The organism is Parafrankia sp. FMc2 (assembly GCF_041008525.1).
GTDB lineage: Bacteria > Actinomycetota > Actinomycetes > Frankiales > Frankiaceae > Parafrankia.
This window is the reverse complement of the sequence record NZ_JBFLUG010000003.1, coordinates 1-23,864: the sequence shown is the minus strand read 5'-3', so window position 1 is coordinate 23,864 and position 23,864 is coordinate 1. Positions and strand designations below refer to the sequence as shown.

25 protein-coding genes are annotated in these 23,864 nt (G+C 70.5%); 21 read left to right on the top strand and 4 right to left on the bottom strand.

Features of this window, described 5'->3' with window-relative positions; translation table 11 throughout:
* Positions 1 to 78 precede the first annotated feature (78 nt).
* The 16 genes from rpmE (at position 79) to AB1460_RS01995 (ending at position 14,424) form a co-directional block, all read left to right on the top strand.
* On the top strand, positions 79 to 315 hold the full coding sequence (rpmE, locus tag AB1460_RS02070; protein ID WP_368958826.1) for a 50S ribosomal protein L31: 237 nt from the start codon (positions 79 to 81) through the stop codon (positions 313 to 315).
* A 204-nt stretch (positions 316 to 519) separates the two neighbouring features.
* Positions 520 to 1,590, top strand: a complete 1,071-nt coding sequence (prfA, locus tag AB1460_RS02065; protein WP_368958825.1) for a peptide chain release factor 1 — start codon at positions 520 to 522, stop codon at positions 1,588 to 1,590.
* Between the two features lie 71 nt (positions 1,591 to 1,661).
* On the top strand, positions 1,662 to 2,678 hold the full coding sequence (gene prmC, locus AB1460_RS02060; RefSeq protein ID WP_368958823.1) for a peptide chain release factor N(5)-glutamine methyltransferase: 1,017 nt from the start codon (positions 1,662 to 1,664) through the stop codon (positions 2,676 to 2,678).
* Positions 2,678 to 3,328 (top strand): L-threonylcarbamoyladenylate synthase, encoded by a 651-nt coding sequence (locus tag AB1460_RS02055; RefSeq protein WP_018639303.1) that lies wholly within the window; start codon positions 2,678 to 2,680, stop codon positions 3,326 to 3,328. The genes prmC and AB1460_RS02055 overlap by 1 nt, the downstream gene beginning before the upstream one ends.
* 44 nt (positions 3,329 to 3,372) lie before the next feature.
* Complete coding sequence (gene glyA, locus AB1460_RS02050) at positions 3,373 to 4,638, top strand: serine hydroxymethyltransferase (RefSeq protein WP_368958822.1); 1,266 nt, start codon at positions 3,373 to 3,375, stop codon at positions 4,636 to 4,638.
* Between the two features lie 90 nt (positions 4,639 to 4,728).
* On the top strand, positions 4,729 to 5,838 hold the full coding sequence (locus AB1460_RS02045) for an MraY family glycosyltransferase (RefSeq protein WP_018639305.1): 1,110 nt from the start codon (positions 4,729 to 4,731) through the stop codon (positions 5,836 to 5,838).
* A complete protein-coding gene (locus tag AB1460_RS02040; protein WP_368958821.1) occupies positions 5,835 to 6,548 on the top strand; it encodes a hypothetical protein in 714 nt (237 codons plus the stop codon). The genes AB1460_RS02045 and AB1460_RS02040 overlap by 4 nt, the downstream gene beginning before the upstream one ends.
* A gap of 109 nt (positions 6,549 to 6,657) precedes the next feature.
* Positions 6,658 to 6,942, top strand: coding sequence for a hypothetical protein (locus AB1460_RS02035; RefSeq protein ID WP_368958820.1), 285 nt, complete (start codon positions 6,658 to 6,660; stop codon positions 6,940 to 6,942).
* 371 nt (positions 6,943 to 7,313) lie between these two features.
* Positions 7,314 to 8,207, top strand: coding sequence for a F0F1 ATP synthase subunit A (atpB, locus tag AB1460_RS02030; protein ID WP_368958819.1), 894 nt, complete (start codon positions 7,314 to 7,316; stop codon positions 8,205 to 8,207).
* 70 nt (positions 8,208 to 8,277) lie between these two features.
* Positions 8,278 to 8,526 carry a F0F1 ATP synthase subunit C gene (locus tag AB1460_RS02025; RefSeq protein ID WP_066068403.1) on the top strand — a complete coding sequence of 83 codons (249 nt, stop codon included), beginning with the start codon at positions 8,278 to 8,280 and terminating at the stop codon, positions 8,524 to 8,526.
* 13 nt (positions 8,527 to 8,539) lie between these two features.
* Entirely contained in the window at positions 8,540 to 9,118 is a 579-nt protein-coding gene (locus tag AB1460_RS02020; RefSeq protein ID WP_368958818.1) for a F0F1 ATP synthase subunit B, read from the top strand.
* 2 nt (positions 9,119 to 9,120) lie between these two features.
* Positions 9,121 to 9,963 (top strand): F0F1 ATP synthase subunit delta, encoded by an 843-nt coding sequence (locus AB1460_RS02015; protein ID WP_368958817.1) that lies wholly within the window; start codon positions 9,121 to 9,123, stop codon positions 9,961 to 9,963.
* Positions 9,964 to 10,074: 111 nt separating this feature from the next.
* Positions 10,075 to 11,736: a F0F1 ATP synthase subunit alpha gene (gene atpA / locus AB1460_RS02010; RefSeq protein WP_368958816.1), complete on the top strand. Its 1,662-nt coding sequence runs from the start codon at positions 10,075 to 10,077 to the stop codon at positions 11,734 to 11,736.
* Positions 11,737 to 11,739: 3 nt separating this feature from the next.
* Entirely contained in the window at positions 11,740 to 12,636 is an 897-nt protein-coding gene (locus tag AB1460_RS02005; protein ID WP_368958815.1) for a F0F1 ATP synthase subunit gamma, read from the top strand.
* Between the two features lie 91 nt (positions 12,637 to 12,727).
* Positions 12,728 to 14,167: a F0F1 ATP synthase subunit beta gene (gene atpD / locus AB1460_RS02000; RefSeq protein WP_071089471.1), complete on the top strand. Its 1,440-nt coding sequence runs from the start codon at positions 12,728 to 12,730 to the stop codon at positions 14,165 to 14,167.
* Positions 14,167 to 14,424 carry a F0F1 ATP synthase subunit epsilon gene (locus tag AB1460_RS01995; RefSeq protein ID WP_368958814.1) on the top strand — a complete coding sequence of 86 codons (258 nt, stop codon included), beginning with the start codon at positions 14,167 to 14,169 and terminating at the stop codon, positions 14,422 to 14,424. The genes atpD and AB1460_RS01995 overlap by 1 nt, the downstream gene beginning before the upstream one ends.
* A 108-nt stretch (positions 14,425 to 14,532) precedes the next feature.
* On the opposite strand, the gene AB1460_RS01990 is transcribed toward AB1460_RS01995, so the two are convergent.
* The 3 genes from AB1460_RS01990 to AB1460_RS01980 are packed head-to-tail and all read right to left on the bottom strand — an operon-like array spanning position 14,533 to position 16,993.
* Positions 14,533 to 15,105, bottom strand: a complete 573-nt coding sequence (locus tag AB1460_RS01990; protein WP_368958813.1) for a cob(I)yrinic acid a,c-diamide adenosyltransferase — start codon at positions 15,103 to 15,105, stop codon at positions 14,533 to 14,535.
* Between the two features lie 4 nt (positions 15,106 to 15,109).
* Entirely contained in the window at positions 15,110 to 16,006 is an 897-nt protein-coding gene (locus AB1460_RS01985; protein ID WP_368958812.1) for a hypothetical protein, read from the bottom strand.
* Positions 16,007 to 16,012: 6 nt separating this feature from the next.
* The gene (locus AB1460_RS01980; protein ID WP_368958811.1) at positions 16,013 to 16,993 is read right to left on the bottom strand and encodes a hypothetical protein; all 981 of its coding nucleotides are present in this window, start codon (positions 16,991 to 16,993) and stop codon (positions 16,013 to 16,015) included.
* Between the two features lie 35 nt (positions 16,994 to 17,028).
* Between AB1460_RS01980 and AB1460_RS01975 the strand changes: the two genes are divergently transcribed.
* The gene (locus AB1460_RS01975) at positions 17,029 to 17,385 is read left to right on the top strand and encodes an NUDIX hydrolase (protein WP_420497165.1); all 357 of its coding nucleotides are present in this window, start codon (positions 17,029 to 17,031) and stop codon (positions 17,383 to 17,385) included.
* Between the two features lie 694 nt (positions 17,386 to 18,079).
* The gene (gene murA, locus AB1460_RS01970) at positions 18,080 to 19,357 is read left to right on the top strand and encodes a UDP-N-acetylglucosamine 1-carboxyvinyltransferase (protein WP_368958915.1); all 1,278 of its coding nucleotides are present in this window, start codon (positions 18,080 to 18,082) and stop codon (positions 19,355 to 19,357) included.
* A gap of 42 nt (positions 19,358 to 19,399) precedes the next feature.
* Here murA and AB1460_RS01965 read toward each other — a convergent pair whose 3' ends face one another.
* The gene (locus AB1460_RS01965; RefSeq protein ID WP_368958809.1) at positions 19,400 to 20,371 is read right to left on the bottom strand and encodes a hypothetical protein; all 972 of its coding nucleotides are present in this window, start codon (positions 20,369 to 20,371) and stop codon (positions 19,400 to 19,402) included.
* 393 nt (positions 20,372 to 20,764) lie between these two features.
* On the opposite strand from AB1460_RS01965, the gene AB1460_RS01960 reads away from it, so the two are divergent.
* The 3 genes from AB1460_RS01960 to AB1460_RS01950 all read left to right on the top strand — a co-directional run.
* Entirely contained in the window at positions 20,765 to 21,235 is a 471-nt protein-coding gene (locus tag AB1460_RS01960; protein WP_368958808.1) for an STAS domain-containing protein, read from the top strand.
* A gap of 155 nt (positions 21,236 to 21,390) precedes the next feature.
* Positions 21,391 to 22,041, top strand: a complete 651-nt coding sequence (locus tag AB1460_RS01955) for a hypothetical protein (RefSeq protein WP_368958807.1) — start codon at positions 21,391 to 21,393, stop codon at positions 22,039 to 22,041.
* Positions 22,042 to 22,486: 445 nt separating this feature from the next.
* On the top strand, positions 22,487 to 23,864 hold a 1,378-nt coding region (locus AB1460_RS01950; RefSeq protein ID WP_368958806.1), incomplete at its 3' end, for a methylmalonyl-CoA mutase family protein.

Here is a 23,864-nt window from a genome sequence, read left to right as displayed (position 1 = left end):
CACTGGCAAACCATCGGCTCCGGTTCACGCTGTCCGCGCCCGCGGCAGCGACCCGGCGGCCACATCGGAAGAGGGACCATGAGGGCTGACATCCACCCCACGTACAACGAGACCGTGGTGACCTGCACCTGCGGGAGCACGTTCACCACGCATTCGACCAAGGACGACGGTGCCATCAGCGCCGAGGTGTGCTCGCAGTGCCACCCGTTCTACACGGGCAAGCAGAAGATCATGGACGTCGGCGGGCGTGTGGAGAAGTTCGAGCGGCGGTTCGGCCGGCGCCGCCCCGGCGACGCGGCCGGCGGCGCGAAGTAGGTATCCAGCGGCGCCCGCACCGGGTCTCCCCGGGCGGGCGCCGTTCGCGTCCTGCCGTTCGCGTACCCGGGGTGTTCCCGCGTCCCGTGTTCCCGCGTGCCGGCCGGCGCCGCGCGCCGCCGCTCGCGAACTGGCGGTAACGTCGCCACAGCCTTCGCGGCCGCGGGGCCCGCGACGCCGGTCCTGACGACTGAAGGAACTGTGATGACCTCCCCGCTCGCGAGCATGATCGCCGAGCACGCCGACATCGAGAAGCGGCTGGCGGACCCGGACCTGCACAACGACCCGTCGGTGGCGCGGGAGCTGACCCGCCGGTACGCAGAGCTCGCGACACCGGTCGACCTCGCCCGGCAGCTGGAGAGCGTCGAGGGCGACCTGGAGGCCGCCCGGGAACTCGCCGAGCAGGACGTCTCGTTCCGCGACGAGGTCGTGGCGCTGGAGGAAAGCCTGGTCGAGCTCAACGGCCGGCTGCGGGCCTACCTGGTGCCGGTCGACCCCGACGACAGCCGTGACGCCATTCTCGAGGTGAAGGCCGGCGCCGGCGGCGAGGAGTCCGCGTTGTTCGCGGGCGATCTGCTGCGCATGTACCTGCGCTATGCGGAGCGGCGTGGCTGGCGCACCCAGGTGCTGGACGCGAACCCGAGCGACCTCGGCGGCTACCGGGACGTGAGCGTCGCGGTGAAGGCCCGCGGCTCCGCCGCGCCCGGCCACGGGGTGTTCGGGCGACTGCGTTTCGAGGGCGGCGTGCACCGGGTGCAGCGCGTGCCGGTGACCGAGTCCGCGGGGCGCATCCACACCTCGGCGGCGGGCGTGCTCGTGCTGCCCGAAGCGGCCGATGTGGATGTCGAGGTCGACCCCAACGACCTGCGGATCGACGTGTTCCGGTCCTCCGGGCCCGGTGGGCAGAGCGTCAACACGACCGACTCGGCGGTGCGCATCACCCACCTGCCGACCGGCGTGGTCGTGTCCTGCCAGAACGAGAAGAGCCAGCTCCAGAACAAGGAGTCGGCGATGCGCATCCTGCGCGCCCGGCTGCTCGCCGCGGCCCGGGAGAAGGCCGACTCCGAGGCGGCGGCGGCCCGGGCCAGTCAGGTCCGCACGGTCGACCGCTCGGAGAAGATCAGGACGTACAACTTCCCCGAGAACCGGATCAGTGACCACCGGATCAACTACAAGGCCCACAACCTCGAGCAGGTGCTCGACGGCGACCTCGACTCCCTGATCGACGCGCTGACCGAGGCCGACCAGGCCACCCGGATGGCAGGGTCTCCGTGACCACCCGGCCGGAGACCATCCCTTCGGGGACCGTCCTTCCGGAGACCGCCCCTCCGGAGACCATCGCGCCGGTGAGGACTCCGCCGGCCGCGGTGACGCCGGAGGACCAGGTGCCCCTGGCCGGCGAGCTCGCCGCCGCGGCGGCGCGGCTGGCCGCCGCCGGCGTCGCCAGCCCGCGGGGAGATGCCGAGCAGCTCGCCGCGCACGTCCTCGACGTCTCCCGCGGGCGGCTGGCGCTGGTCGAGGTCATCAGCACGTCGGCGGCCCAGGAGCTGCGCCACCTGGTCGAACGGCGCGCGGACCGGGTCCCGCTGCAGCACCTGACCGGTCTCGCCGGTTTCCGGCGGCTGGACATCGCCGTCGGGCCGGGGGTCTTCATCCCGCGCCCGGAGACCGAGTGGGTCGTGGAGGAGGCCATCCGCCTGCTGCGGGCCTCCGGCGCGGTACGTCCGATCTGCGTCGACCTGTGCGCCGGGTCCGGAGCCATCGCGCTGTCGCTGGCGGACGAGGTCCGCGGCGCCGAGGTCCATGCGGTCGAGCTGGAGCCGGCCGCGCTCGACTGGCTGCGCCGCAACGTCGGGCGCACCGGCCTGCCCGTGCGGGTGCACCAGGCGGACGTGGGTGTCGTCGGTGCCGGTCTTCCGCCTGCCTCCGCAGCCTCGACTCGATCGGCGGTGGAGCCGGTGAACGGGGTTCTCGCGGTGCTCGCGGAGCTGGCCGGGCGGGTCGACCTGGTGGTCAGTAATCCCCCGTATCTTCCTGACCATGAGCGGTCCCGTGTCGAGCCCGAGGTCGGCCGGCACGACCCGCCCGCCGCGCTGTGGGGCGGGCCGGACGGCCTGGACGGCCCGCGGGCCGTGGTGACGGCCGCGGCCGGGCTGCTGCGTCCCGGCGGCCTGCTCGTCATGGAGCACGCCGACGAGCACGGGCAGGCGGTTCCCGCGCTGCTCGCGAGCGGCGGCCCGTGGTCCGGTTCGTGGTCCGACATCGTCGATCATCCCGATCTCGCTGGGCGGGACCGGTTCGTCACCGCCCGGTGGGATCCGCCGGGCCGGGGCCGGCCGGGCAGCGCCGGAGAGGACGTCTGATGCTGGTTTTCGACTGCTCCGACGAGGGGCAGCGCGCCGCCGGGCTGGATGCGGCCGCCGACGCCGTCCGCCGGGGCAGGCTCGTGGTGCTGCCGACCGACACCCTGTACGGCCTGGGTGCGGACGCCTTCGACCGCGACGCGGTGGCCGGGCTGCTCGCGGCCAAGGGCCGTGGCCGGGACATGCCCGTGCCGGTGCTCGTCGGCTCCTGGCGGACGCTGGACGGGCTCGCCGAGCAGGTCACGGGGCAGATCCGTGACCTCATGCGTGCCTTCTGGCCGGGCGGTCTGACCCTGGTCATCAACCACGCGCCGTCCCTGCGGTGGGATCTGGGTGACGCCCGCGGCACGGTCGCGGTCCGCATGCCGCTGCACCCGGTCGCGCTGGAGCTGCTCGCCCGGACCGGTCCGATGGCCGTGTCCAGTGCGAACATCAGCGGGCGCCCGGCGGCGACGGACGCGCAGGACGCGATGATGCAGCTCGGTGGCGCCGCGGAGGTGTACCTGGACGGAGGCCCGACACCGGTCGGTACCGCGTCGACGATCCTGGACTGCACGGGCCCCGTTCCGGTGGTCGTGCGGGAGGGCGCGGTCGGGCTGGCGGCACTGCGCTCCGTGCTGCCGCTCGTCCAGGAGCCTGCCCGCCGCTGAGACGTCCTATCCTGGGCCTCATGGCGGCGGGAGGTGGAGACAGCATGAGCACCCCGTTCTGGGGCCCGGACTTCGACCTGCTGCGGGCCACCGATCCCGAGATCGCCTCGGTCGTGCTCGACGAGCTGAGCCGGCTGCGCGGGGGGCTCCAGCTGATCGCGAGTGAGAACCTCACCTCGCCGGCGGTACTGGCGGCGCTGGGCTCGACGCTGTCGAACAAGTACGCCGAGGGCTATCCGGGGCGCCGGTACTACGGCGGCTGCCAGGTGGTGGACCGCGCGGAGGAGCTCGGGATCGCCCGGGCCCGGGAGCTGTTCGGAGCCGACCACGCGAACCTGCAGCCCCACTCGGGCGCCCAGGCGAACTTCGCCGCCTACGCGGCGCTGCTCACCCCCGGCGACACCGTCCTGGCCATGTCACTGCCGCACGGTGGGCATCTCACCCACGGCAGCCGGGTGAACTTCTCCGGCCGCTGGTTCGACGTGGTGGGCTACGGCGTCCGGGAGGACACCGAGCTGATCGACTACGACGAGGTGCGCCGGCTCGCACTCCAGCACCGACCCAAAATGATCATCTGTGGCGCGACGGCGTACCCGCGGCAGATCGACTTCGCCGCGTTCCGGGCGATCGCCGACGAGGTGGGCGCCTGGCTGCTGGTGGACGCGGCGCACTTCATCGGCCTGGTCGCCGGCGGGGCGCTGCCCAGCCCCGTGCCCTACGCCGATGTCGTGACCTTCACGACCCACAAGGTTCTCCGCGGCCCCCGGGGCGGCATGATCCTCTGCCGAGCCGAACTCGCCGCCCGTATCGACAAGGCGGTCTTCCCCTTCAGCCAGGGCGGGCCGCTGATGCACGCCGTCGCGGCCAAGGCGGTCGCGCTGCGGGAGGCCGCGAGCCCCGCGTTCGCCGCCTACGCACGGCAGGTGATCGCCAACGCGCGGGCGCTCGCGGACGGTCTGGCCTCCGAGGGCCTGCGGCCGGTCGGTGGTGGCACGGACACCCACCTCGCCCTGCTCGATCTGCGGGAGCTCGGCGTGACCGGGCGCGATGCCGAGGCCCGCTGCGACGCGGCGGGGATCACCCTGAACAAGAACGCGATCCCGTTCGACCCGCAGCCGCCCGCGGTCTCCTCCGGCATTCGGGTGGGCACCCCCGCGGTGACGACCCAGGGCATGCGCGAAGGTGAGATGAAGGAGATCGCCGGGCTGATCTCCCGCGCCGTCCGCGACCCGGGCGCGGTGGGGGAGGTGGCGGCGGCGGTGTCGACACTGGTCGACCGCTACCCGGCGTACCCGGCCCACCCGAGATAGCCGGGCACCTGGCGACGGGCTGGAATGCCGGTGATGGTCTGGTCTGTCCAGGTCCGCCCAGGCGAACGATGAACTGCGGGATGGGTTGACATGCGTGAGTACGTGCTCGTCTTCGCGGTCGCGGCCGCGGTCACCTTCCTCACGACCCCGATCGCCCGCTGGATCGCTTTCCGCGTCGGGGCGGTCGCCCGACCGCGCGCCCGGGACGTTCACGCGACGCCGACACCGCGGCTCGGCGGCCTGGCGATGCTCGCCGGGCTTTACGCCGGCCTGGAAGTGGCAGACCATCTGCCATTTCTGTCCGTGGTCTCCCAGGACTGGTCGGAGACGCGCGCAGTACTGGTCGCCGGCACGCTGATCTGCCTTCTGGGCGCGGCGGACGACCGCTGGGAACTGGATTCGCTGACCAAGCTCGCGGGTCAGGTAGCCGCTGCGGGCGTGATGGTTCTGCTGGGCGTGCAGTGGTCCTTCGCCATCGACAGGGACAGTCAGACCACGCTCAGCTTCGGCCCGGAGACCGCCGTACCGCTGTCCATTCTCGCGACGCTCATCCTGGTCAACGCGATGAACTTCATCGACGGCCTGGACGGGCTCGCCGCCGGTGTGGCTGCGATCGCCGCCGGGGCGACCTTCTATTTTGCGTACCAGATAGCGGTGATCAACGGCTTCTACCGTGCGTCGCCCGCGGCCCTGCTGGCGGCGGTCACCGCCGGCGTCTGCGTGGGCTTCCTGCCGCACAACTTCAATCCGGCCAGGCTGTTCATGGGCGACTCGGGATCGATGCTCATCGGCCTGCTGTCGGCCGCCTCGATGATCTCGGTGACGGGGCAGGTCGCGTACGGGGGTTACGCTGGACCCTCCAGGCAGCTACCGTCGCTGATCCCGCTGGCGATTCCACTGGCGGTGCTGGCTGTTCCGGTGCTCGACCTGGGGCTCGCGGTCATCCGGCGCACGAAGGCCGGCCGCTCGCCGTTCGCGGCCGACAAGATGCACCTCCACCACCGGATTCTCTCCATTGGAAACTCCCATGTCAGGGCGGTTCTACTGATGTACTTCTGGGCCGCGCTCGTCGGATTCGGAGGCGTGGCGGCGTCCTTCTCCGACTCGCCGCTCCCGATCCTCGCCGCCACCGTCGGTATCGGGTTGCTGGCGCTGGTGGCGCTGCTCCTGGGCGGGCAGCGAGCGGCGCGTCGGGCATGATCGCAACGGCGCTCCCGGCATTGCGGGCCGGCCTGTGTGTGATGGCGGCACTGCTGGCGGTCGTGCTGGCAGTGGCCGGCGCGGTGCGCGGCGCCGCCGGCGCGGCCGGTGCGGCACTCGCGGTCGGCCTGGTGGCGGCGTTCTTCGCGCTTGGCAAGCTCGCGCTGGTCGCGGTCGCCCGCCGCGGGGCCACCACGATGCTGCTGCCGGCCGCTCTTGGGGTCTACGCGGCGAAGGTCTGCGTTCTCGGCGTCGTTCTGCTGGCTCTGCGTGATGTGACCGCGATCGACCTGCAGAGTTTCGCCTGGTCGATCATGGCCGCGACGCTGTGCTGGGTGGGAGCCGAGGTCTGGGTCGCCGCCCGCCTGCGGGTTCCGTTCTACGATCCGGCGACCTTCGACCCGGCGCGGGTCGCGCCGCTGCTCGCCGACCGGGGGGACTCTCCCGGGGCGCCCCGCAGAGCCACGAACGCGTCCCCGAGCAGCCCGGCGGCACCGCCCACCCGGCCGAGCCAGGCCGCGCGGCCCGGCCAGTCGGGCCAGATCGGCCAGGCGGATCAGGCCACTCGGGCCCAGACCGGTCAGGCAGGTCAGCCTGGTCAGGCAGGTCAGCCCGGCCAGGCAGATCAGATTGGCAAGGCGAGCCGGACCAGTCGCCAGGGGCAGGCGGGACCGCCGGCAGTGGCCGGCGAGCAGCCGCGGGTGCTGTAGGTACCGCAGGGACTGTCAGGCACCGCGGGCAACGGCAGCCAGCCGCCGGCGGACCGGAGCGGTCGTGGGTGGGGAACCGCCGTCGGCCAGGATTAGGAACAACGTGACGGTGAGCGACACCAACGGGCCCTCTCGCGGCCATTCGGGCAAAAAGGACAATGCGAAAAGGGAGGAAAGACTACGATCAGGCTCGGCCCACTCGCCGAATCCTCCGCCCGGTGAAGCGTGGGGCATCATCGGAACGATCCTCGGCGGCGGGGGGTTCTGGGGGCTCGTGGGCCTCGGGGCTGACCGCCTGCTGGGCTTCGAGGCCCTGTTTTTTCCGATCGGTCTGATCGTTGGTGTCGTCGCGGCGCTGTATCTGGTCATCTATCGGTTCGGGGCGCCCCGTTGACGGAGCGTTGCGCGACGCATCGACAACGTAGTGTGACAAGATGTCCAAAAACCCAACGGATGATGAACGTTCGACTGTCCGTCGGAGATCTTAGTCCTGCAACGAGTGCTCTCCAGCGTCCAGCCGGATAGCATCTGCCCTGTCGAGGAGCGTCGTGTGGATGCGATCGGCACTGGACGCCTCCGCTTCGACCGCGCCGGGTCCGGGACAGTGAGTCCCTTGCCGCCGGAGCTGTGAACGGATCGCATCCAGCGATCATCCGCTTGTCTTCGATTGCCTGGGGCAGCGGCCCACCCGTATAGGGTGAGGTCGATCCAGCCCTGGGTGGATCGCGAACTTTGTCAGCATAAATGATCTTGGAGGTATCGGAAGTGCCGAGCGGATCGCTGCTCGCGGTGGCCGACGACGGCTTCCATGGGCCGACGCCCGATGTCTTCAAGCCGAAGAGCTGGTTTGAGTTCGACCTAGGACCGATCGACTTCTACTTCAACAAGTGGTCCGCGCTGACCCTGTTCGTGGCGCTCTTCGTCGGAGTCTTCCTCTGGCTGGGGTTCCGCAAGGCGACGCTCGTACCTCGTGGGCTCCAGAACTTCTGTGAGTCGATCTACGACTTCGTCGACATCTCGATCGCGCGAAACGTGATCGGGGAGCGGGGCAGGACCTTTGCTCCGTACCTGACCATTCTCTTCTGCTTCATCCTGGTGTCGAACGTCATGGCGATCATTCCGGTCGCCCAGTTCCCAACCACGTCGCGGATCGCGCTGCCGCTCATCCTCGCCCTGACGAGCTGGTTGATCTTCAACATCGTCGGTATCCGTGAGCACGGATTCGGCGGCTACTTCAAGGACATGCTCGTCCCGGCGCCGACCGCGCCGCTGTTCGTGAAGATCATTCTCGCGCCGATCGAGTTCGTCTCGACCATCGTCGCCCGTCCCGCCACGCTTGCGATCCGGTTGTTCGCCAACATGTTCGCCGGTCACATGCTCCTGCTCGTGTTCGCCCTCGGCGCCGACTACCTGCTGCCCAAACCGCAGTTCATCTTCGGTGCGGTGTCCGGCCTGGTGGCGATCGGCCTCACCGCCTTCGAGTTGATGATCGATGTCCTGCAGGCCTACATCTTCACGGTCCTGACAGCCGCCTATATCGGCGGAGCGATCTCCTCGCACGGCGGCGACCACGGCGACCACAGCGCAGAGCATTCCCCGGCGCACGGCCACGAGGAGAGCGCTGCGCTCACTCCGGCCGCCGCGGCGGCGCGGGCCTGAAGCCACCCGACCAACGCGCACCGTGGGAGAGCCCCTCGGTGCATCGACCACAGAAGGACGGATCTCTACGATGTCTCTTTCCGCGGCCGCGGTTCTCGCCGCTGATGACGCCATCAGCGGCAACATCGGCACGGTTGCCTACGGCATCGCCACCCTTGGTCCCGGCATCGGCGTCGGCATCATCTTCGGTCTGGGTGTGCAGGCGATCGCCCGCCAGCCCGAGGCCGAGCAGGTGGCCTTCCGATACATGCTGATCGGCTTCGCCGTCGTCGAGGCGCTGGCCCTCATCGGCTTCGTCGTGCCGTTCGTCTTCACCTGAGCCGGAGCGCCTGGTGCTGCAGACACTCATCCTTGCCGCCGAAGAAGGAGCGGAGCACGAGGACAGCGTCCTCATGCCGCCGCTCGCCGAGCTGATCGTTGGCCTGCTGGCCTTCGGCCTGCTCGTCGGCTTCTTCTTCTGGAAAATCTATCCCCAGATCCGCAGGACCTATGCGGAGCGGGCCGACCGTATCGAGGGTGGCCTCAACCGCGCCGAAGTTGCGGAGCGTGAGGCCAAGGCCCTGCTCGAGCAGTACCGCTCCCAGCTCGCTGAAGCCCGTACGGAGGCCGCCCGCATCCGCGAGGACGCGCAGGCCCAGGGGCGGCAGATAGTCGAGGAACTGCGCTCGCAGGCACAGCAGGAAGTCGCCGAGATCAAGGAACGGGCCGACGCCGCGCTGGTGGCCGAACGGGCCCAGGTCGTCGCGTCGATCCGCCGCGAGATCGGCGAGATCGCGCTTGAGCTCGCCACCCGCATCGTCGGGCACGAGCTCCAGAGCGACGCGCGTCAGCGTCAGCTCGTCGATGACTTCATCGCGGGCCTCGACGAGGCGCCGCGTCCGGCGGCCGCCCCGGCCGGGCCGGGAGTCTGACGATGGAGGGAGCCAGCCGGCAGTCACTTGCCGCCGCCCGGTCGGTCCTCGACCAGGTGACGGCGGTGCCGACCGGCACCGTGGCCAGCCCGGCGGCCTCGCCCGACGCGCGGCGGGTCGCCGATGACCTCGGCGCCGTCGCGGCGCTGATCGGCCGTGAACCGACGGTGCGGCGCGCCCTCACCGATCCCGGTGCGCCGCCGCAGTCGCGGGTGAGTCTGGTCGGTCGCCTGTTCGGGACGCAGATCGGCCAGGGGTCCCTCGCTGTGGTGTCGGCGGCGGTCGCAGGCCGCTGGTCGCGGCCGGTCGACCTCCGCCTCGCGCTGGAGGAGCTCGCGGTCGAGGCCACGCTGGCCGAGGCCGAGGCCGCGGACGTCCTCGACGAGGTGGAGGACGAGCTGTTCCGGTTCGGCCGCATCCTGGGCCAGAACCCGCAGCTCTCGCTCGCACTCACCGACCCGGCCGCGCCAGCGTCGGCGAAGGTCGCTCTGGTGGACCGGCTGCTGGCCGGTCGCGCCCACCCGGTGACCGTCCGGCTGGCTCAGCAGACGACCGCGGACCCCTCCCAGGGGGACATCGAGCGGCGGCTGGAGAGCCTGAGCCGGATCGCGGCCGCCCGCCGTGGGCGGGTGGTCGCCGTCGTCCGGACCGCGACCATGCTCGACGATGACCAGACTGCCAGGCTGAAGGCGGCGATCAGCCGTTTCTTCGGCCGTCAGATCCAGCTCCAGATCGACCTCGACCCGTCCGTTCTCGGTGGTCTGTCCGTGCGGGTCGGTGACGAGGTCGTCGATGGCACGGTCCTGCGCCGGCTCGCCGCGGCCCGCCGCGGGCTGACCCGTTAGGCCCGGACGCACGATGGGTGAGCGCAGGCCGGGCCCGGGGCCAGCACGGGTGCAGGGCACGGCAGTGACGACCGATGACCAGATCCACGCCAGCCATGAAGGACCAACGCGATGACTGAGCTGTCCATCCGGCCGGAGGAGATCCGCGACGCCCTCCGGGAGTACGTCGACTCCTTCCAGGCCACCTCCGGTGACCGGGAGGAGGTCGGCCGCGTCGTCGTGACCGGTGACGGGATCGCCCGGGTCGAGGGCCTTCCGCACACCATGACCAACGAGCTGCTCGAGTTCCACGGCGGCGTGCTGGGCCTGGCCCTGAACCTCGAGGTCGGCGAGATCGGCTGCGTCATCCTCGGCGAGGCCGAGCACATCGAGGAGGGCCAGGAGGTCCGCCGGACCGGCGAGATCCTCGCCGTCCCGGTGGGCGACGGCTTCCTCGGCCGGGTCGTCGACCCGCTGGGGCGTCCGATCGACGGCCTCGGCGAGATCGTCGCCGAGGGCACCCGCGCCCTGGAACTGCAGGCGCCGTCGGTGGTCGAGCGCCAGCCGGTGAAGGAGCCCCTCCAGACCGGCATCAAGGCCATCGACGCGATGACCGCCATCGGCCGGGGTCAGCGTCAGCTGATCATCGGCGACCGGCAGACCGGCAAGACGACGGTCGCGATCGACGCGATCATCAACCAGCGTGACAACTGGCTGTCTGGCGACCCGAAGAAGCAGGTCAAGTGCGTCTACGTCGCCATCGGCCAGAAGAAGTCGACGATCCGCGAGGTCGTCAACACCCTTGAGGAAGCCGGCGCGCTGGCCTACACGACCATCGTCGCCGCCCCGGCGGACGAGCCGGCCGGCTTCAAGTACATCGCCGCCTACACCGGTTCCGCCATCGGGCAGCACTGGATGTACAACGGCCAGCACTCGCTGGTGGTCTTCGACGACCTCTCCAAGCAGGCGGAGGCCTACCGGGCCATCTCGCTGCTGCTGCGTCGCCCGCCGGGCCGCGAGGCCTACCCGGGTGACGTGTTCTACCTGCACTCCCGCCTGCTGGAGCGCTGCGCGAAGCTCTCCGACGAGCTGGGTGGCGGATCGCTGACCGGGCTGCCGATCATCGAGACGAAGGCCAACGACATCTCGGCCTACATCCCGACGAACGTCATCTCGATCACCGACGGCCAGATCTTCCTCGAGTCCGACCTGTTCAACCAGGGTGTCCGACCGGCGATCAACGTCGGTACCTCGGTCTCCCGGGTCGGCGGCAGCGCCCAGGTCAAGGCGATGAAGTCGGTCGCCGGCCGGCTGCGCCTCGACCTCGCCCAGTACCGCGAGCTGGAGGCCTTCTCGGCCTTCGGTTCCGACCTGGACAAGGCGTCGCGTGACCAGCTCGCCCGCGGTGCCCGGCTGGTCGAGCTGCTCAAGCAGCCGCAGAACAAGCCGTTCGCCGTCGAGCGTCAGGTCGTCTCCATCTGGGCCGGCACCACCGGCCGGCTGGACGACGTCCCGGTCGCGGACATCCGCCGCTTCGAGGCCGAGTTCCTCGACTTCGTCGGGCGGGTCCACAGCGGCGTGTACGACACGATCGTCAACACCGGCAAGCTCGGTGACGACACGATCGGGTCGCTTGAGTCGGCGATCGCCGAGTTCAAGCAGCAGTTCACGCTGTCGGACGGCACCCAGCTGGTGAACGAGGCCACTCCCGACGCCCTCGACCCGTCCGCGGTCGAGCGCGAGGAGATCGCCGTCCACCGCCAGAAGCCGTCCTCCGAGACCACGGGCCGCTGACCCATGGCGGGCCAGCTTCGCGAGTACCGGCGGCGCATCAAGACGGTCAACTCGACCAAGAAGATCACCAAGGCGATGGAACTGATCGCCGCCTCGCGGATCGCCAAGGCCAGGGCGCGGGTCACCGCGTCCCGGCCGTACGCGGAGGAGATCACGCGAGTGATCACCGCCGTGGCGTCCCAGACGACGATCACCCATCCCCTCACCACCGAGCGCCCGACGCCGACCCGCGCGGCCGTGGTCATTGTCACCAGTGACCGCGGCCTGGCCGGCGGCTACAGCTCCAACGCGCTCAAGCGCGCCGGTGAGCTGGTCGAGCTGCTGCGCGAGGAGGGCAAGGAGCCGCTGCTCTACGCGGTCGGCCGCAAGGCGGTGGGCTACTACCGCTTCCGTGGCCGGACGCTCGCCGGCGAGTACACCGGCTTCACGGAGCAGCCGACGTACGCCAACGCCAAGGAGGTGGCGGACGCCCTGATCCAGGCGTTCACCACTCCGACCGAAGAGGGCGGCGTCGACGAGATCCACCTCGTCTTCACCGAGTACCACAGTGCGATGACCCAGACCCCGGCGGCGCACCGGCTGCTCCCGATGGTGCTGCGCGAGCACAACGAGCCGCCGCCCGGCGGCCCGTTGCCGAACTACGAGTTCGAGCCGTCCGCCGAGGCCGTGCTCGACGCGCTGCTCCCGCGGTATGTCGAGAGCCGGCTCTACGCGGCGCTGCTGGAGGCGGCGGCCTCCGAGTCCGCCGCGCGCCAGCGCGCCATGAAGTCGGCGACCGACAACGCCGAGGAACTGGCCAAGACCTACACCCGCGCCGCGAACCGCGCACGCCAGGACGCGATCACCCAGGAGATCTCCGAGATCGTGGGTGGCGCGAACGCTCTGGCGTCCAGCAACTAGGGGCAGGGGTGAGACTCCGGCCCGTCGACACCGCAGAACGTCAAGCCCGAAGCCCGCGGCGGCGGGCAACGACAGTGAAACCGAGGACGCCATGACCGTCACCACCAGCTCGCCGGCCACGGCGGAGGGCCGGACTCCGGGGATCGGCCGAGTCGCCCGAGTCATCGGACCGGTCGTCGACGTCGAGTTCGCCCCCGACGAACTGCCCGAGATCTACACCGCCCTGCACGTCGAGCGCACCATCGACGGCCAGACCGCGGTCCTCACCCTCGAGGTCGCCCAGCACATCGGCGACAACACCGTCCGCGCCATCTCCATGCAGCAGACGGACGGCCTCGTGCGGGGTGCCCCGGTCCGCGACACCGGCGCGCCGATCTCGGTGCCGGTCGGGGACGCGACCAAGGGCCACGTGTTCAACGTGCTCGGCAAGCCGCTCGACGTCGAGAGCGTCGACGCCGGCACCTACTGGCCGATCCACCGCTCGGCGCCGACCTTCGACCAGCTCGAGTCGAAGACCGAGATGTTCACCACCGGCATCAAGGTCATCGACCTGCTCGCCCCGTACGTGCGAGGCGGCAAGATCGGCCTCATGGGCGGTGCCGGTGTCGGCAAGACCGTCATCATCCAGGAGATGATCCGCCGGGTCGCCAAGGAGTTCGGCGGTGTGTCGGTGTTCGCCGGTGTCGGCGAGCGCACCCGCGAGGGCAACGACCTGTTCCTGGAGATGACCGAGGCCGGCGTCATCGACGACACCGCGCTGGTCTTCGGCCAGATGGACGAGCCGCCCGGCACCCGGCTGCGGGTCGCCCTCGGCGCCCTCACCATGGCCGAGTACTTCCGGGACGTGCAGAAGCAGGACGTGCTCCTGTTCATCGACAACATCTTCCGGTTCACCCAGGCCGGCTCCGAGGTGTCGACGCTGCTCGGCCGGATGCCCAGCGCCGTCGGTTACCAGCCGACGCTGGCCGACGAGATGGGCGCCCTGCAGGAGCGGATCACCTCGACCCGGGGTCACTCGATCACCTCGCTGCAGGCGATCTACGTCCCCGCCGACGACCTGACCGACCCGGCCCCGGCGACGACGTTCACCCACCTCGACGCCAACACGGTGCTCGACCGTGCGATCTCCGACCTCGGTATCTACCCGGCCGTGAGCCCGCTCGACTCGAACTCCCGGATCCTGGACCCGCGCTACATCGGCCAGGCGCACTACGACACCGCCCGCGAGGTGCAGCGGATCCTGCAGCGTTACAAGGACCTGCAGGACATCATCGCCATCCTCGGCATCGACGAGCTCTCCGAAGAGGACAAGATCCTCGTCAACCGGGCTCGCCGGATCCAGCGGTTCCTGTCCCAGCCGTTCTTCGTGGCGGAGCAGTTCACCGGCATCCCCGGCAAGTTCGTCCCCCTCGAGGAGACGATCGAGTCGTTCCGCCGGCTCACCCAGGGCGACTACGACCACCTGCCCGAGCAGGCGTTCTTCATGTGCGGCGGGATCGAGGACGCCGAGAAGAACGCGGAGAACCTGTAATGCCGATGCGGGTGGCGATCGTCTCGCCCGAGCAGGAGGTGTGGTCCGGCGACGCCGACATGGTCGTCGCCCGGACCGTCGAAGGCGACATCGGCATCCTGCCGGGCCACGTCTCGATGCTGGCGGTGCTGGTCCGCGACCAGACCGTCCGCGTGAAGGTCGGCTCGCAGGAGATCTCCGCCGGAGTCGACGGAGGCTTCCTCTCGGTCACCAAGGAGGGCGTCAGCATCCTCGCCGAGAGTGCGACGATCGCCTGACCTGGTTCGCCACCTGGTGCTTCTCCCTGGCCCGGTTCCGGTGCCGACAGCTGTGGCTGTCCGCCTCCGGACCGGGCCAGCGTCATGTCCGAGCTCGCGCGCCCGGCCTCAGCTGCCGGCGCCGGGCTTCCACAGCACGTCGCCGTCCGGGTTCGCGACCCGGGAGAGAATGAACAGCAGGTCGGACAGCCGGTTCAGATAGCGGGCCGGCAGCGGGTTCGTGGTCTCCGGCTCCGTCTCGAGCAGGGCCCAGCAGGACCGCTCGGCCCGCCGCGCCACCGTGCGCGCCACATGCAGCAGCGCCGCCGCCGGAGTACCGCCAGGCAGGATGAACGAGTTCAGCTTCGGCAGTGCCTCGTTGTACCGGTCGCACGCCTCTTCCAACCGGTCGACGTACACGTCGGTGATCCGCAGCGGTGGGTAGCGCGGCTCGGCGACCACCGGAGAACACAGATCTGCGCCCACGTCGAACAGGTCGTTCTGCACCTGCGCCAGGGTCTCGCGGACGTCCGCGCCCACCTCGCCCAGCGCGAGCGCCACGCCGATCGCCGCATTCGTCTCGTCGACGTCGGCGTAGGCGGCGAGCCGCGCCGAGGTCTTCGGCACCCGTGACATGTCACCCAGGGCCGTCGTTCCGTCGTCGCCGGTCCGCGTGTAGATCCGGGTCAGGTGCACCGCCATGCCGTCACTGTAGGGGTACGGCTGCGCGGGTGCCTGTGGTTGTGCCCTTCGCCTGGCCGACCGGTTCGAGGACGGCGTGCAGGACGCTCGCGTCGTCGCTGACCCCGAACCGGGGATACCGGACCCGGTCGGGGTCCGCCAGCTCCGCCTCCCGCAGCCGGGCCACCAGGTGCTCGGCGGCGCCCGCGCGGACCGCCGCCAGCAGGGCGCCGTAGCCGTCCACCAGCCCGAACGGTTCGACCAGGCGGCCGAAGCCGTCCGAACAGATCAGGACGTCCCCGACGCCGCTCAGCGGGACGCTCAGACTCCGTGCGTGGCGGGCGGCTTCCGGGACGTCGCCCAGTATCCAGGATCCGGCTTCGGTGTTGCGCCGCGCACGGTGATCCAGCAGGATCGCGTGGATCCGTCCGTACGCTGTGGCCGGACTGTCGCCTCGGTCGAGGTCCGCCCGCACCGTGCTCAGCAGCTCCTGCTCGACGGTGTCGTACTGCGGGTCGGTGAACACGGTCGGCCCCGCACCGGCGAACACCACGGGGGCGTCCCCGAGAAGGCACATGTCGAGCACGTCAGCGCGGCGCCGGACGAGCGAGATCGCGGCGGTGGGAAACCCGGACGAGCGGCTCGTCCCAGCCTCGGTCAACCCGGCCCGCCGTCCGCGTTCGACCAGATGGCCGATGAGGTCGGCCAGGACCTCCGGGAGGGTCATCCCGTCCCAGTCGACGTTGCCGAGGTAACGGCTGGCGAGTGAACTCACCCAGGCTGCCCCCGGCAGGCCCTCGACGTGCGGCCCGGCTTCCAGAGCCGACGCGCCGTCGACGACCCACGCCCCGTCGGCGCGGCATCCGACGGCATCCTCGTTGTGGGCCTTCAGCGACCAGCTCCTCGCCACCGTGACGCGCATGCCCGTTCACCTTCCCGCCAGTCCGAGTCCGACTCCGAGGAGTATCGCCCCGAGTACCAGTGGTAGCAGGTGCCGGGTTCCTCCACCACCGATGATCAGGACGTGGAAGCCCCAGAAAATCAGCAGGGTCACCCCGCCGGCCGTGGTGAGCAGGCCCGCCGCAGGGCCTGGTGGCTGACCGGCCGCAATGTTCGCACCGGTGGTGATGAAGGCGATCACCGCGGCCAGCAGCCCCATGATTTCGAGAATCTGGGTCCGGATCCGCCGCAGTTCCGAGGTCGCCTCCTCCTGGCCGGCGCGGAGCGCCTCGGCCTGCTGCGCATACTGGATGCGGGCGCGGATCAGCTGGTAGTCGCCGATGCGAAGCGCATACTCGGCGCTGGAGCTGTCCTCCTCCTCGATTGCTCGCGAGACGCTCGCCCGCGCCGCCCCGTACGCCCCGCGAAGGGTGGCGATGCGTGCGTGCGTGGCGTGGTAGCGCGGATAGCTGCCGTGGCTCAGCGCGATCGCCTGCCGGACCAGCCGCTCGCCCTCCAGCAGCAGACGCGGATCGGCGTCGGAGTCGGCCTCGTGATGGTCGGCGATGATCGTGGCCGCGAGGTTCAGCACGCCCGGGATCGACGGCAGCTGCTGGACGGCCTCCAGCGCGAAGGTCAGCGCTGCCTGCCGGTTCGCAGGCTCGCCGTCCAGAGAGGAGTAGTACTCGGCCTGCATGAAGTAGAACATCGGATGCGTGCCGAACTCCGCCTGGTAGCGGTCGACATTTGTCCGGTGTGACCGATGGTCCCGCCGCCGCCAGGCGCGGGCCTGCAGGCAGTAGAGGGCATTGAACCTGACCTGCTCCGGGCGACTCGGGTCCGCCAGTACGGCAGCGAGAGCCTCGTCGGTGGCTGCCGGATCTCCGAGCAGGGCGCGGGCCTGGACGCCGTAGGAGGCATCCGTTTCGCGGGGCAGGGCGCCGAGACGCGCTACGAGCACTGCAGTCATCGAGGTTGCTTGATAGTAATTGGTAACTTCCTCGCATGCATTCCGTGAGCGTAGCCGGTGTGGTACGCAGCGACGACGGTCTCGTCCTCTGCATCCGGCGGCGGGACAACGGGGCATGGCAGATTCCCGGTGGGGTCCTGGAGCAGGGGGAGACCTTCTACGAGGCGCTCATCCGTGAGGTTCGCGAGGAGACGGGAATCGCGGTCGAACCGGTGCGTCTCACCGGGATCTATCCGAACCTGCCACGGGCGGTCGTGGCGCTGGTGTTCCTGCGCCGGGTTGCCGAGGTCGGGGTGGTGCCGGCGACCGAGACGGAGGAGGCCACTGCCGTCGAGTGGCTGGCCGTCGACGAGATCGTGCGGCGGTCGGTGCCCGCCTTCGCCGTGCGGTGACCGATGCGCTGGCCGACCAGCGGGAGCCGGTGCTGCGCCATCATGACGGCGTTCACCTGATGACGTCCGGCTGAAGTGACAACGGTGTCTGAAAACGGCCCAGGCCGTTCGCTCGGCGGACGAACGGACGTCGGGGCTGTCGGTCCGGAATGGTGCCCGGAAGCGGGCGATCCCCTTGTCGGGTGTCGGTGGTGTGGGTGCAGAAGTGGTGGTCCTCCAGGGTGCCGTTCCCCCGCCGTTGTCGGGCCCTGAGAGGGCTCATGGGGCCCTGAACAGCGGTTCTCCTGCCCTCGCCAGGGATAGGGATGTTGCGGAAACGGAAACTAAAGGTCTTTCCATGTCTCTTCGGGAAAACAGGCCTCGAAGGCTTGCGAAGCTGGCATCTTATATTTTGTCAAGAGGTGTCCAGGGGTGGACACCATGAGCTCTTTAGTTTCGCGAACGCAACACCTTCGCCTGCGGCGAAAGAATGGTCGCAGTGTCAGATTGCGGGCCCCGGCCCACGGCACGGGGCGGGATCATCTCCTCGCTGGTCGCTGGTCGCTGGTCGCTGGTCGCTGGTCGCTGGTCGCTGGTCGCTGGTCGCTGGTCGCTGGTCGCTGGTCGCTGGTCGGAGGGCGGAGGGGTGGTCCGGGCCGTCCAAATCTCAGGGTTGTTCTGAAGATCCACGTCGGAGCACCTAGCATCGGTGCCCGTGGAGCGCTTCGTCGTGACAGGCGGGACCAGGCTGGTCGGCGAGGTTGCCGTTCCGGGCGCGAAGAACTCGGTGCTCAAGCTGATGGCGGCGAGCCTGCTCGCGCCCGGCCGCACCACCCTGGAGGCGGTGCCGGACATCCTTGACGTGTCCGTGATGGCGGACGTCCTACGTGGCCTCGGTGCCGACACGCGGCATGACCGGGACGAGGGGCAGGTCGTCATCGACGTGCCCGACACGATCGAGTCGACCGCCGACGCGGACCTGGTGCGCCGGATCCGGGCTTCGGTGGCGATCCTGGGGCCGCTGGTCGCGCGCTGTGGCGAGGCCCGGGTGGCGCTGCCCGGTGGGGACGCGATCGGCGCGCGGGCGCTCGACATCCACATGAACGGCCTGGCGAAGCTGGGCGCGGTCGTGGACGTCGAGGCCGGCGTGCTGGTGGCGCGTTCGTCCGGGCGTCTGCAGGGGGCGTCGATCTGGCTCGACTTCCCGAGCGTGGGGGCGACCGAGAACCTGGTGATGGCCGGTGTGCTGGCCAAGGGCACCACGGTGATCGACAACGCGGCGCAGGAACCGGAGATCGCGGACCTGTGCGCCCTGCTCACGGCGATGGGCGCGCGGATCGACGGTGCCGGCACGTCGACGCTGGTCGTCGACGGGGTCGAAGGGCTGCGTCCGGTGGTGCACCGGACGGTCCCGGACCGGATCGTCGCCGGCACCTGGGCGATCGGCGCGTTGATGACCGGTGGGGACATCATGATCCGCCACGGCCGCGCCGAGCATCTGGGGATCGTGCTGGAGAAGCTCACGGCCGCCGGGGCGTCGGTGGAGCTCGGCCCGGACGGCTTCCGGGTCAGCGCCGAGGGCCGCCCGCGGTCGATCGACGTCGTCACGCTGCCCTACCCGGGCTTCCCGACGGATCTGCTGCCGCAGGTGATCGCGCTGGAGGCGATCAGCGAGGGCACCTCGCTGATCACCGAGAACGTGTTCGACAGCAGGTTCGTCTTCTGCCGGGAGCTGCACAAGCTCGGCGCGGACCTGCGCACCGATGGCCACCATGTGGTCATCCGGCCCACCCCGCGGCTGGCGGGTGCCTCGGTGCTGGCCTCGGACGTCCGCGCCGGCGCGGCGCTGGTCCTCGCGGGCCTGGTCGCCGAGGGCACGACGGAGGTCCGGGACGTCCACCACATCGACCGTGGCTACGCCCGGTTCGTGGAGACCCTCACCGCGCTGGGCGCCGGGATTCGCCGCGAACCGTCCACTGTCGCCGCCGCCTGACCCCGCCGGCCCCACCCGCTCGGCGCCGGCGCCTTCAGGAGGCTAGGCCAGCCGCAGGATGCGCCGGGCGCGGGCGAGGTCGTCGGTGAAGACCAGGACATGCCTGCGCTGCGGCGCGGGCAGGCGTTGCGGCTGGTCGTCCTCTGAGCCCCCGTCGGACGACGTGGGCAGGACAGGGGGAGGGCTGGCCTGTCCCAGGGTGGCACGGACCCCCTGGGCGCCCAGCAACGCCCGCAGCTGGGCGGCCCGCGCCTCCGGCGCCGTGGCGACCGGTACGAGCAGCCCGAAGTCCTCCACGGGACCCGTTCTGTCCGTCGCACCCGTCAGGTCGGTCGCACCCGTCAGGTCGGTCGCGCCTGTCGTGTCAGCAGGGTCGGCCAGGCCGGTCACGTCGGTCGCGTCGGTCGCGTCGGTCGCGCCCGACAGGCTCGCCGGCCACTCCGGCATCTCGTGCGAGTCCTGCCGGCCAGGCCAGTCCGACGCGCGGTACGGGTCCGACCCGCTCTGCCAGTCCGTCCCCCGGTACGAGTCCGACCTCTGGTACGAGTCCGAGCCCTGGTAGGAGTCCGAGCCCTGGTAGGAGTCCGACCTCTGGTAGAAGTCCGGCAGGCTCTGCGGGGTCGGACTCCGGTACGGGTCCGACCGGTTCGGCCAGTCCGGCAACTGGTACGTGTCCGATCCGCTCTGCGGGTCGGAGCTTCGGGACGGGTCCGGCCTGGTGTGCGAGTCCGGCCGCCTGCGGCGGTCCGGTCCGGTCGACCAGGCAGGTCGGCCGCTCCGGTCCGGCCCGTCGGCGCCGTACCGGTTCGCCCCGCCCGGGGCATGCGTCCCGTCTGGCCTGCCTGGTCCCTGTCGCCTGCCTGATCCGCCTGGCTCGTCCGGCAGGTCATCGACCGCGAGGCCGCTTCCGGCCGGCGCGGAGGCCGACATGAAGCGCGTGGCGATCACGAGTGCGCCGACGGCGAGGAGTACCAGGGTCGGTCCGTAGAGGAATCCGAGCGCAGTGGTCTCCACGAGCATCCCCCTGGGTTGCCGGACCTGCTGCTGGGCCATTCCGCCCAGGACTGAGGTTCGTCGTTGGAGAGCCCATGGTCGCACCGCAGACGCCCAGGGAGCGGGCACTTGGGCCCACATCCGCCGGATGGACCGGTCAAACGGAACATATGGGCGGCTTTGGTGAGATCATCCGCTTGGGTGGGCTGCGCGTGGCCCACTCCTGTGATCAGACGTCGGCGTGGTGGCGGGCGACTCGACCGCAGCTGCAGGTGCCCAACGGCGGGCCCCGACGCGACAGGCCTCGGGCAGCCGACGCAAGGCGGATCGGAGGCCACAGTGGACGTGGTGTCGACGGCACAGGTGACGCGCACGGCGCGATCGGTGCGGAGGCCGGGCCGGGAGCCGCACCCGATGTCAGGCCGCGCGCCGGGCGCCGAGCCGGGCCGGGAGTCGGGCCGGGCGTCGGGCCGGGAGCCTGACCGGGTGCGGGCGGTCGACGCGGAACTGGCCGAATCCGGCGGGAGCCAGACACTGCGGATCGTCGGCACGGTGGACGTCCGGTCCGTCGGCGAGCTGCGGACCCTTCTCCATGCCGCGATCGACACGGGCCGCGGCCCGCTGCACGTGAACGTCGGAGGCCTGGAGCTCACGGACCATGCCGGCGTCGGGGTGCTGCTCGGCGGAGCCCGCCGGGCACGGTCGATCGGCCGCTCACTGGTCCTGCTGGACGTCTCCGCGGGGCTGTGGCCGCTGCTCGCGGTGGACCGTCTGGGTCGGCTGCTCCGGGTCCGTCCGGCGGCCGATGCCGGCGGACCGGCCGGAACACAGGCGGGGCGCCGGTCACCCGGTCCCGTTCCGGCGGTGGTCGGCGGCGTGGCCTGACCCGTGCGGAGCGGCCGTGAAGTTCGTCACCAGGAACGACCGGCGGCGAACATTGAGTGATCGAGGTATGCCCATCGGCGGACGCCGAGGCGCCATAGGGCATGCTTTCCCGATAATCAGGCCGGGCCGTGGCATGGTGGAGGGCAGACACAGACATGCTGGACGTGGAGGTGCCCGCAGGGGTGAACCCAGCCAGTGGCCGCATGGCCGGAGCCGGCGCCGCGACATGGGCCCAGCAGAACCGGTCTGTCCTCGTCGCCGGGTCGTTCGTCGTCGCGGTGGTGCTCGGCGTGGTCCTCGGTCTCGCCTGGGCCTCCGACACCTCGGCTCCGCCCGGTACCACCGCCACCGGGCAGCCTGACGAGCCGATCCTGCTGCAGCCCCCGCCGCCGACCATCCCCTGGGACTCCCAGAACCCCCCGGTCGCTCTCGGCAACGCGCTCTCCCTCAGCCTGCAGCCTGCCGAGCGGGAGGCGTTGCGGGAGCCGTTGGGCTGGCTCGTCGCCTCCGAGGTCCGCGAGCGCACGGGCGCGGAGATCCCTGGGCCCGCGGACGTCAAGATCACCGAGAACACGCTGTTCTACGGCGCGGTCCGCGGTGCGGACGTCCAGCAGGACGAGTTCTGGGCTGTCGGGATGACCGAGATCAACGGCGTCTCCGGGGCCGAGGCCCCCAACCCGCACGTCTGGAAGCGCGTCCGCAGCGGTCCCTGGACGCTCGTCGACAACGGCCCCCAGGCGTGCGCGAAGATCCCCCTTGTCCTGCGAACCGTGTGGGGCGGTCCCAGCTCCTGCACCGCAAGCTGACGAGGCCCGGCCTCTCGCCGCGAACAGCCCCGTTCTGATCACATCGGGCTGAACCGCGTTCCGGTGGCTGTCGCCACATTGCCGGACGGGCGTCGGAGGGCTGTCCAGCGGGCGTCCTCCCGGTGTCGTGCGGGGACCCGGTCCAGGAGCGGGCGGCGTCCGGGCCGTGACCGCCGGACGTCCGAGGGGTGACCGGGGGGCGTCCGGCCGGGAGTCGGGACGCTCACATCCCAGGCGTCCGAGGGGCTCCGGCCGTTACTCTGCTCCGGTCGCCGACGGCTGGAGATGCGGCCGGCGAACAGCGTCCCTGCCCCCGTCCGGCGAAGGTGACCACCACACGACGATGCGCTGGCGTGGGCCAGCACGTTCGCAACTGCTGGTGCAGCCACCTGTGGTCGCTGGTTCGCGGGCACCCCCGGGCCGCACGGAGCGCGAGGAGACGGCGATGACGGACAGTGCCCTGCCGGAGCGGGATCGGCCGTGGATTATCCGGACGTACGCGGGTCATTCGAGTCCGGCGGAGAGTAATGCGTTGTATCGGCGGAATCTGGCGAAGGGGCAGACGGGGTTGTCGGTGGCTTTTGATCTGCCGACGCAGACGGGGTATGACCCTGATCATGTGCTGGCGCGGGGTGAGGTCGGCAAGGTAGGGGTGCCGGTCGCGCATCTGGGTGATATGCGGGCGTTGTTCGATCGGATTCCGTTGGGCAAGATGAACACGTCGATGACGATCAACGCGACGGCGATGTGGTTGTTGGCGTTGTATCAGGTGGTGGCGGAGGAGCAGGGGGCTGCGCCGGGGGAGCTGACGGGGACGACGCAGAACGACATTGTGAAGGAGTATCTGTCGCGGGGGACGTATGTGTTTCCGCCGGGGCCGTCGTTGCGTCTGGTGACGGATCTGGTGGCGTACACGGTGACGGAGGTTCCGCGGTGGAACCCGATCAATATCTGTAGTTATCACCTGCAGGAGGCGGGGGCGACGCCGGTGCAGGAGCTGGCGTTCTCGTTGTGCACGGTGATCGCGGTGTTGGATGCGGTGGTGGCGTCGGGGCAGGTGCCGGTGGAGCGGATGGGGCAGGTGTGTGCCCGGATGTCGTTCTTCGTGAACGCCGGGGTGCGGTTCGTGGAGGAGCTGTGCAAGATGCGGGCGTTCGTCGAGTTGTGGGATGAGTTGTTGCGGACGCGGTACGGGGTGACGGATCCGGCGCATCGGCGGTTCCGGTACGGGGTGCAGGTGAACTCGTTGGGGTTGACGGAGGCGCAGCCGGAGAACAACGTGATCCGGATCGTGTTGGAGGCGCTCGGCGTCACCCTGTCGCGGGATGCGCGGTGTCGGGCGTTGCAGTTGCCGGCGTGGAACGAGGCGTTGGGGTTGCCGCGGCCGTGGGATCAGCAGTGGTCGTTGCGGATCCAGCAGATCCTGGCCTATGAGACGGATCTGTTGGAGTACCCGGACTTGTTCGAGGGGTCGGTCGTGGTGGAGAGGCGGGTGGGGGAGCTGGTCGCGGCGGCCCGGGAGGAGATCGATCGGGTGCAGGCGATGGGTGGGGCGATCGCGGCGGTGGAGAGCGGCTATATGAAGTCGGCGTTGGTGGCGTCGCAGGCGGCGCGTCGGGCGCGGATCGAGTCGGGGGACGAGGTGGTGGTGGGGGTGAACCGGTTCACCGAGTCGGAACCGAACCCGCTGCTGGCGGATCTGGACGCGGCGGTGCAGACGATCGATCCGGCGGGGGCTGCAGCAGGATCGGCTCGTCAGGCTGCCCGGTGGCGGTGGTACCGGGCGGAGCCGAGGTGTCGGAGGCCCAGGCGAGACCGAGGAC

Bases quoted from the DNA above. Each gene is read 5' to 3' on its own strand.
- rpmE (WP_368958826.1), top strand. From the start codon at position 79: ATGAGGGCTGACATCCACCCCACGTACAACGAGACCGTGGTGACCTGC.
- prfA (WP_368958825.1), top strand. From the start codon at position 520: ATGACCTCCCCGCTCGCGAGCATGATCGCCGAGCACGCCGACATCGAG.
- AB1460_RS02055 (WP_018639303.1), top strand. From the start codon at position 2,678: ATGCTGGTTTTCGACTGCTCCGACGAGGGGCAGCGCGCCGCCGGGCTG.
- glyA (WP_368958822.1), top strand. From the start codon at position 3,373: ATGAGCACCCCGTTCTGGGGCCCGGACTTCGACCTGCTGCGGGCCACC.
- AB1460_RS02045 (WP_018639305.1), top strand. From the start codon at position 4,729: ATGCGTGAGTACGTGCTCGTCTTCGCGGTCGCGGCCGCGGTCACCTTC.
- AB1460_RS02040 (WP_368958821.1), top strand. From the start codon at position 5,835: ATGATCGCAACGGCGCTCCCGGCATTGCGGGCCGGCCTGTGTGTGATG.
- AB1460_RS02025 (WP_066068403.1), top strand. From the start codon at position 8,278: ATGTCTCTTTCCGCGGCCGCGGTTCTCGCCGCTGATGACGCCATCAGC.
- AB1460_RS02015 (WP_368958817.1), top strand. From the start codon at position 9,121: ATGGAGGGAGCCAGCCGGCAGTCACTTGCCGCCGCCCGGTCGGTCCTC.
- atpA (WP_368958816.1), top strand. From the start codon at position 10,075: ATGACTGAGCTGTCCATCCGGCCGGAGGAGATCCGCGACGCCCTCCGG.
- AB1460_RS02005 (WP_368958815.1), top strand. From the start codon at position 11,740: ATGGCGGGCCAGCTTCGCGAGTACCGGCGGCGCATCAAGACGGTCAAC.
- atpD (WP_071089471.1), top strand. From the start codon at position 12,728: ATGACCGTCACCACCAGCTCGCCGGCCACGGCGGAGGGCCGGACTCCG.
- AB1460_RS01995 (WP_368958814.1), top strand. From the start codon at position 14,167: ATGCCGATGCGGGTGGCGATCGTCTCGCCCGAGCAGGAGGTGTGGTCC.
- AB1460_RS01990 (WP_368958813.1), bottom strand. From the start codon at position 15,105: ATGGCGGTGCACCTGACCCGGATCTACACGCGGACCGGCGACGACGGA.
- AB1460_RS01985 (WP_368958812.1), bottom strand. From the start codon at position 16,006: ATGCGCGTCACGGTGGCGAGGAGCTGGTCGCTGAAGGCCCACAACGAG.
- AB1460_RS01980 (WP_368958811.1), bottom strand. From the start codon at position 16,993: ATGACTGCAGTGCTCGTAGCGCGTCTCGGCGCCCTGCCCCGCGAAACG.
- AB1460_RS01975 (WP_420497165.1), top strand. From the start codon at position 17,029: ATGCATTCCGTGAGCGTAGCCGGTGTGGTACGCAGCGACGACGGTCTC.
- AB1460_RS01960 (WP_368958808.1), top strand. From the start codon at position 20,765: ATGTCAGGCCGCGCGCCGGGCGCCGAGCCGGGCCGGGAGTCGGGCCGG.
- AB1460_RS01955 (WP_368958807.1), top strand. From the start codon at position 21,391: ATGCTGGACGTGGAGGTGCCCGCAGGGGTGAACCCAGCCAGTGGCCGC.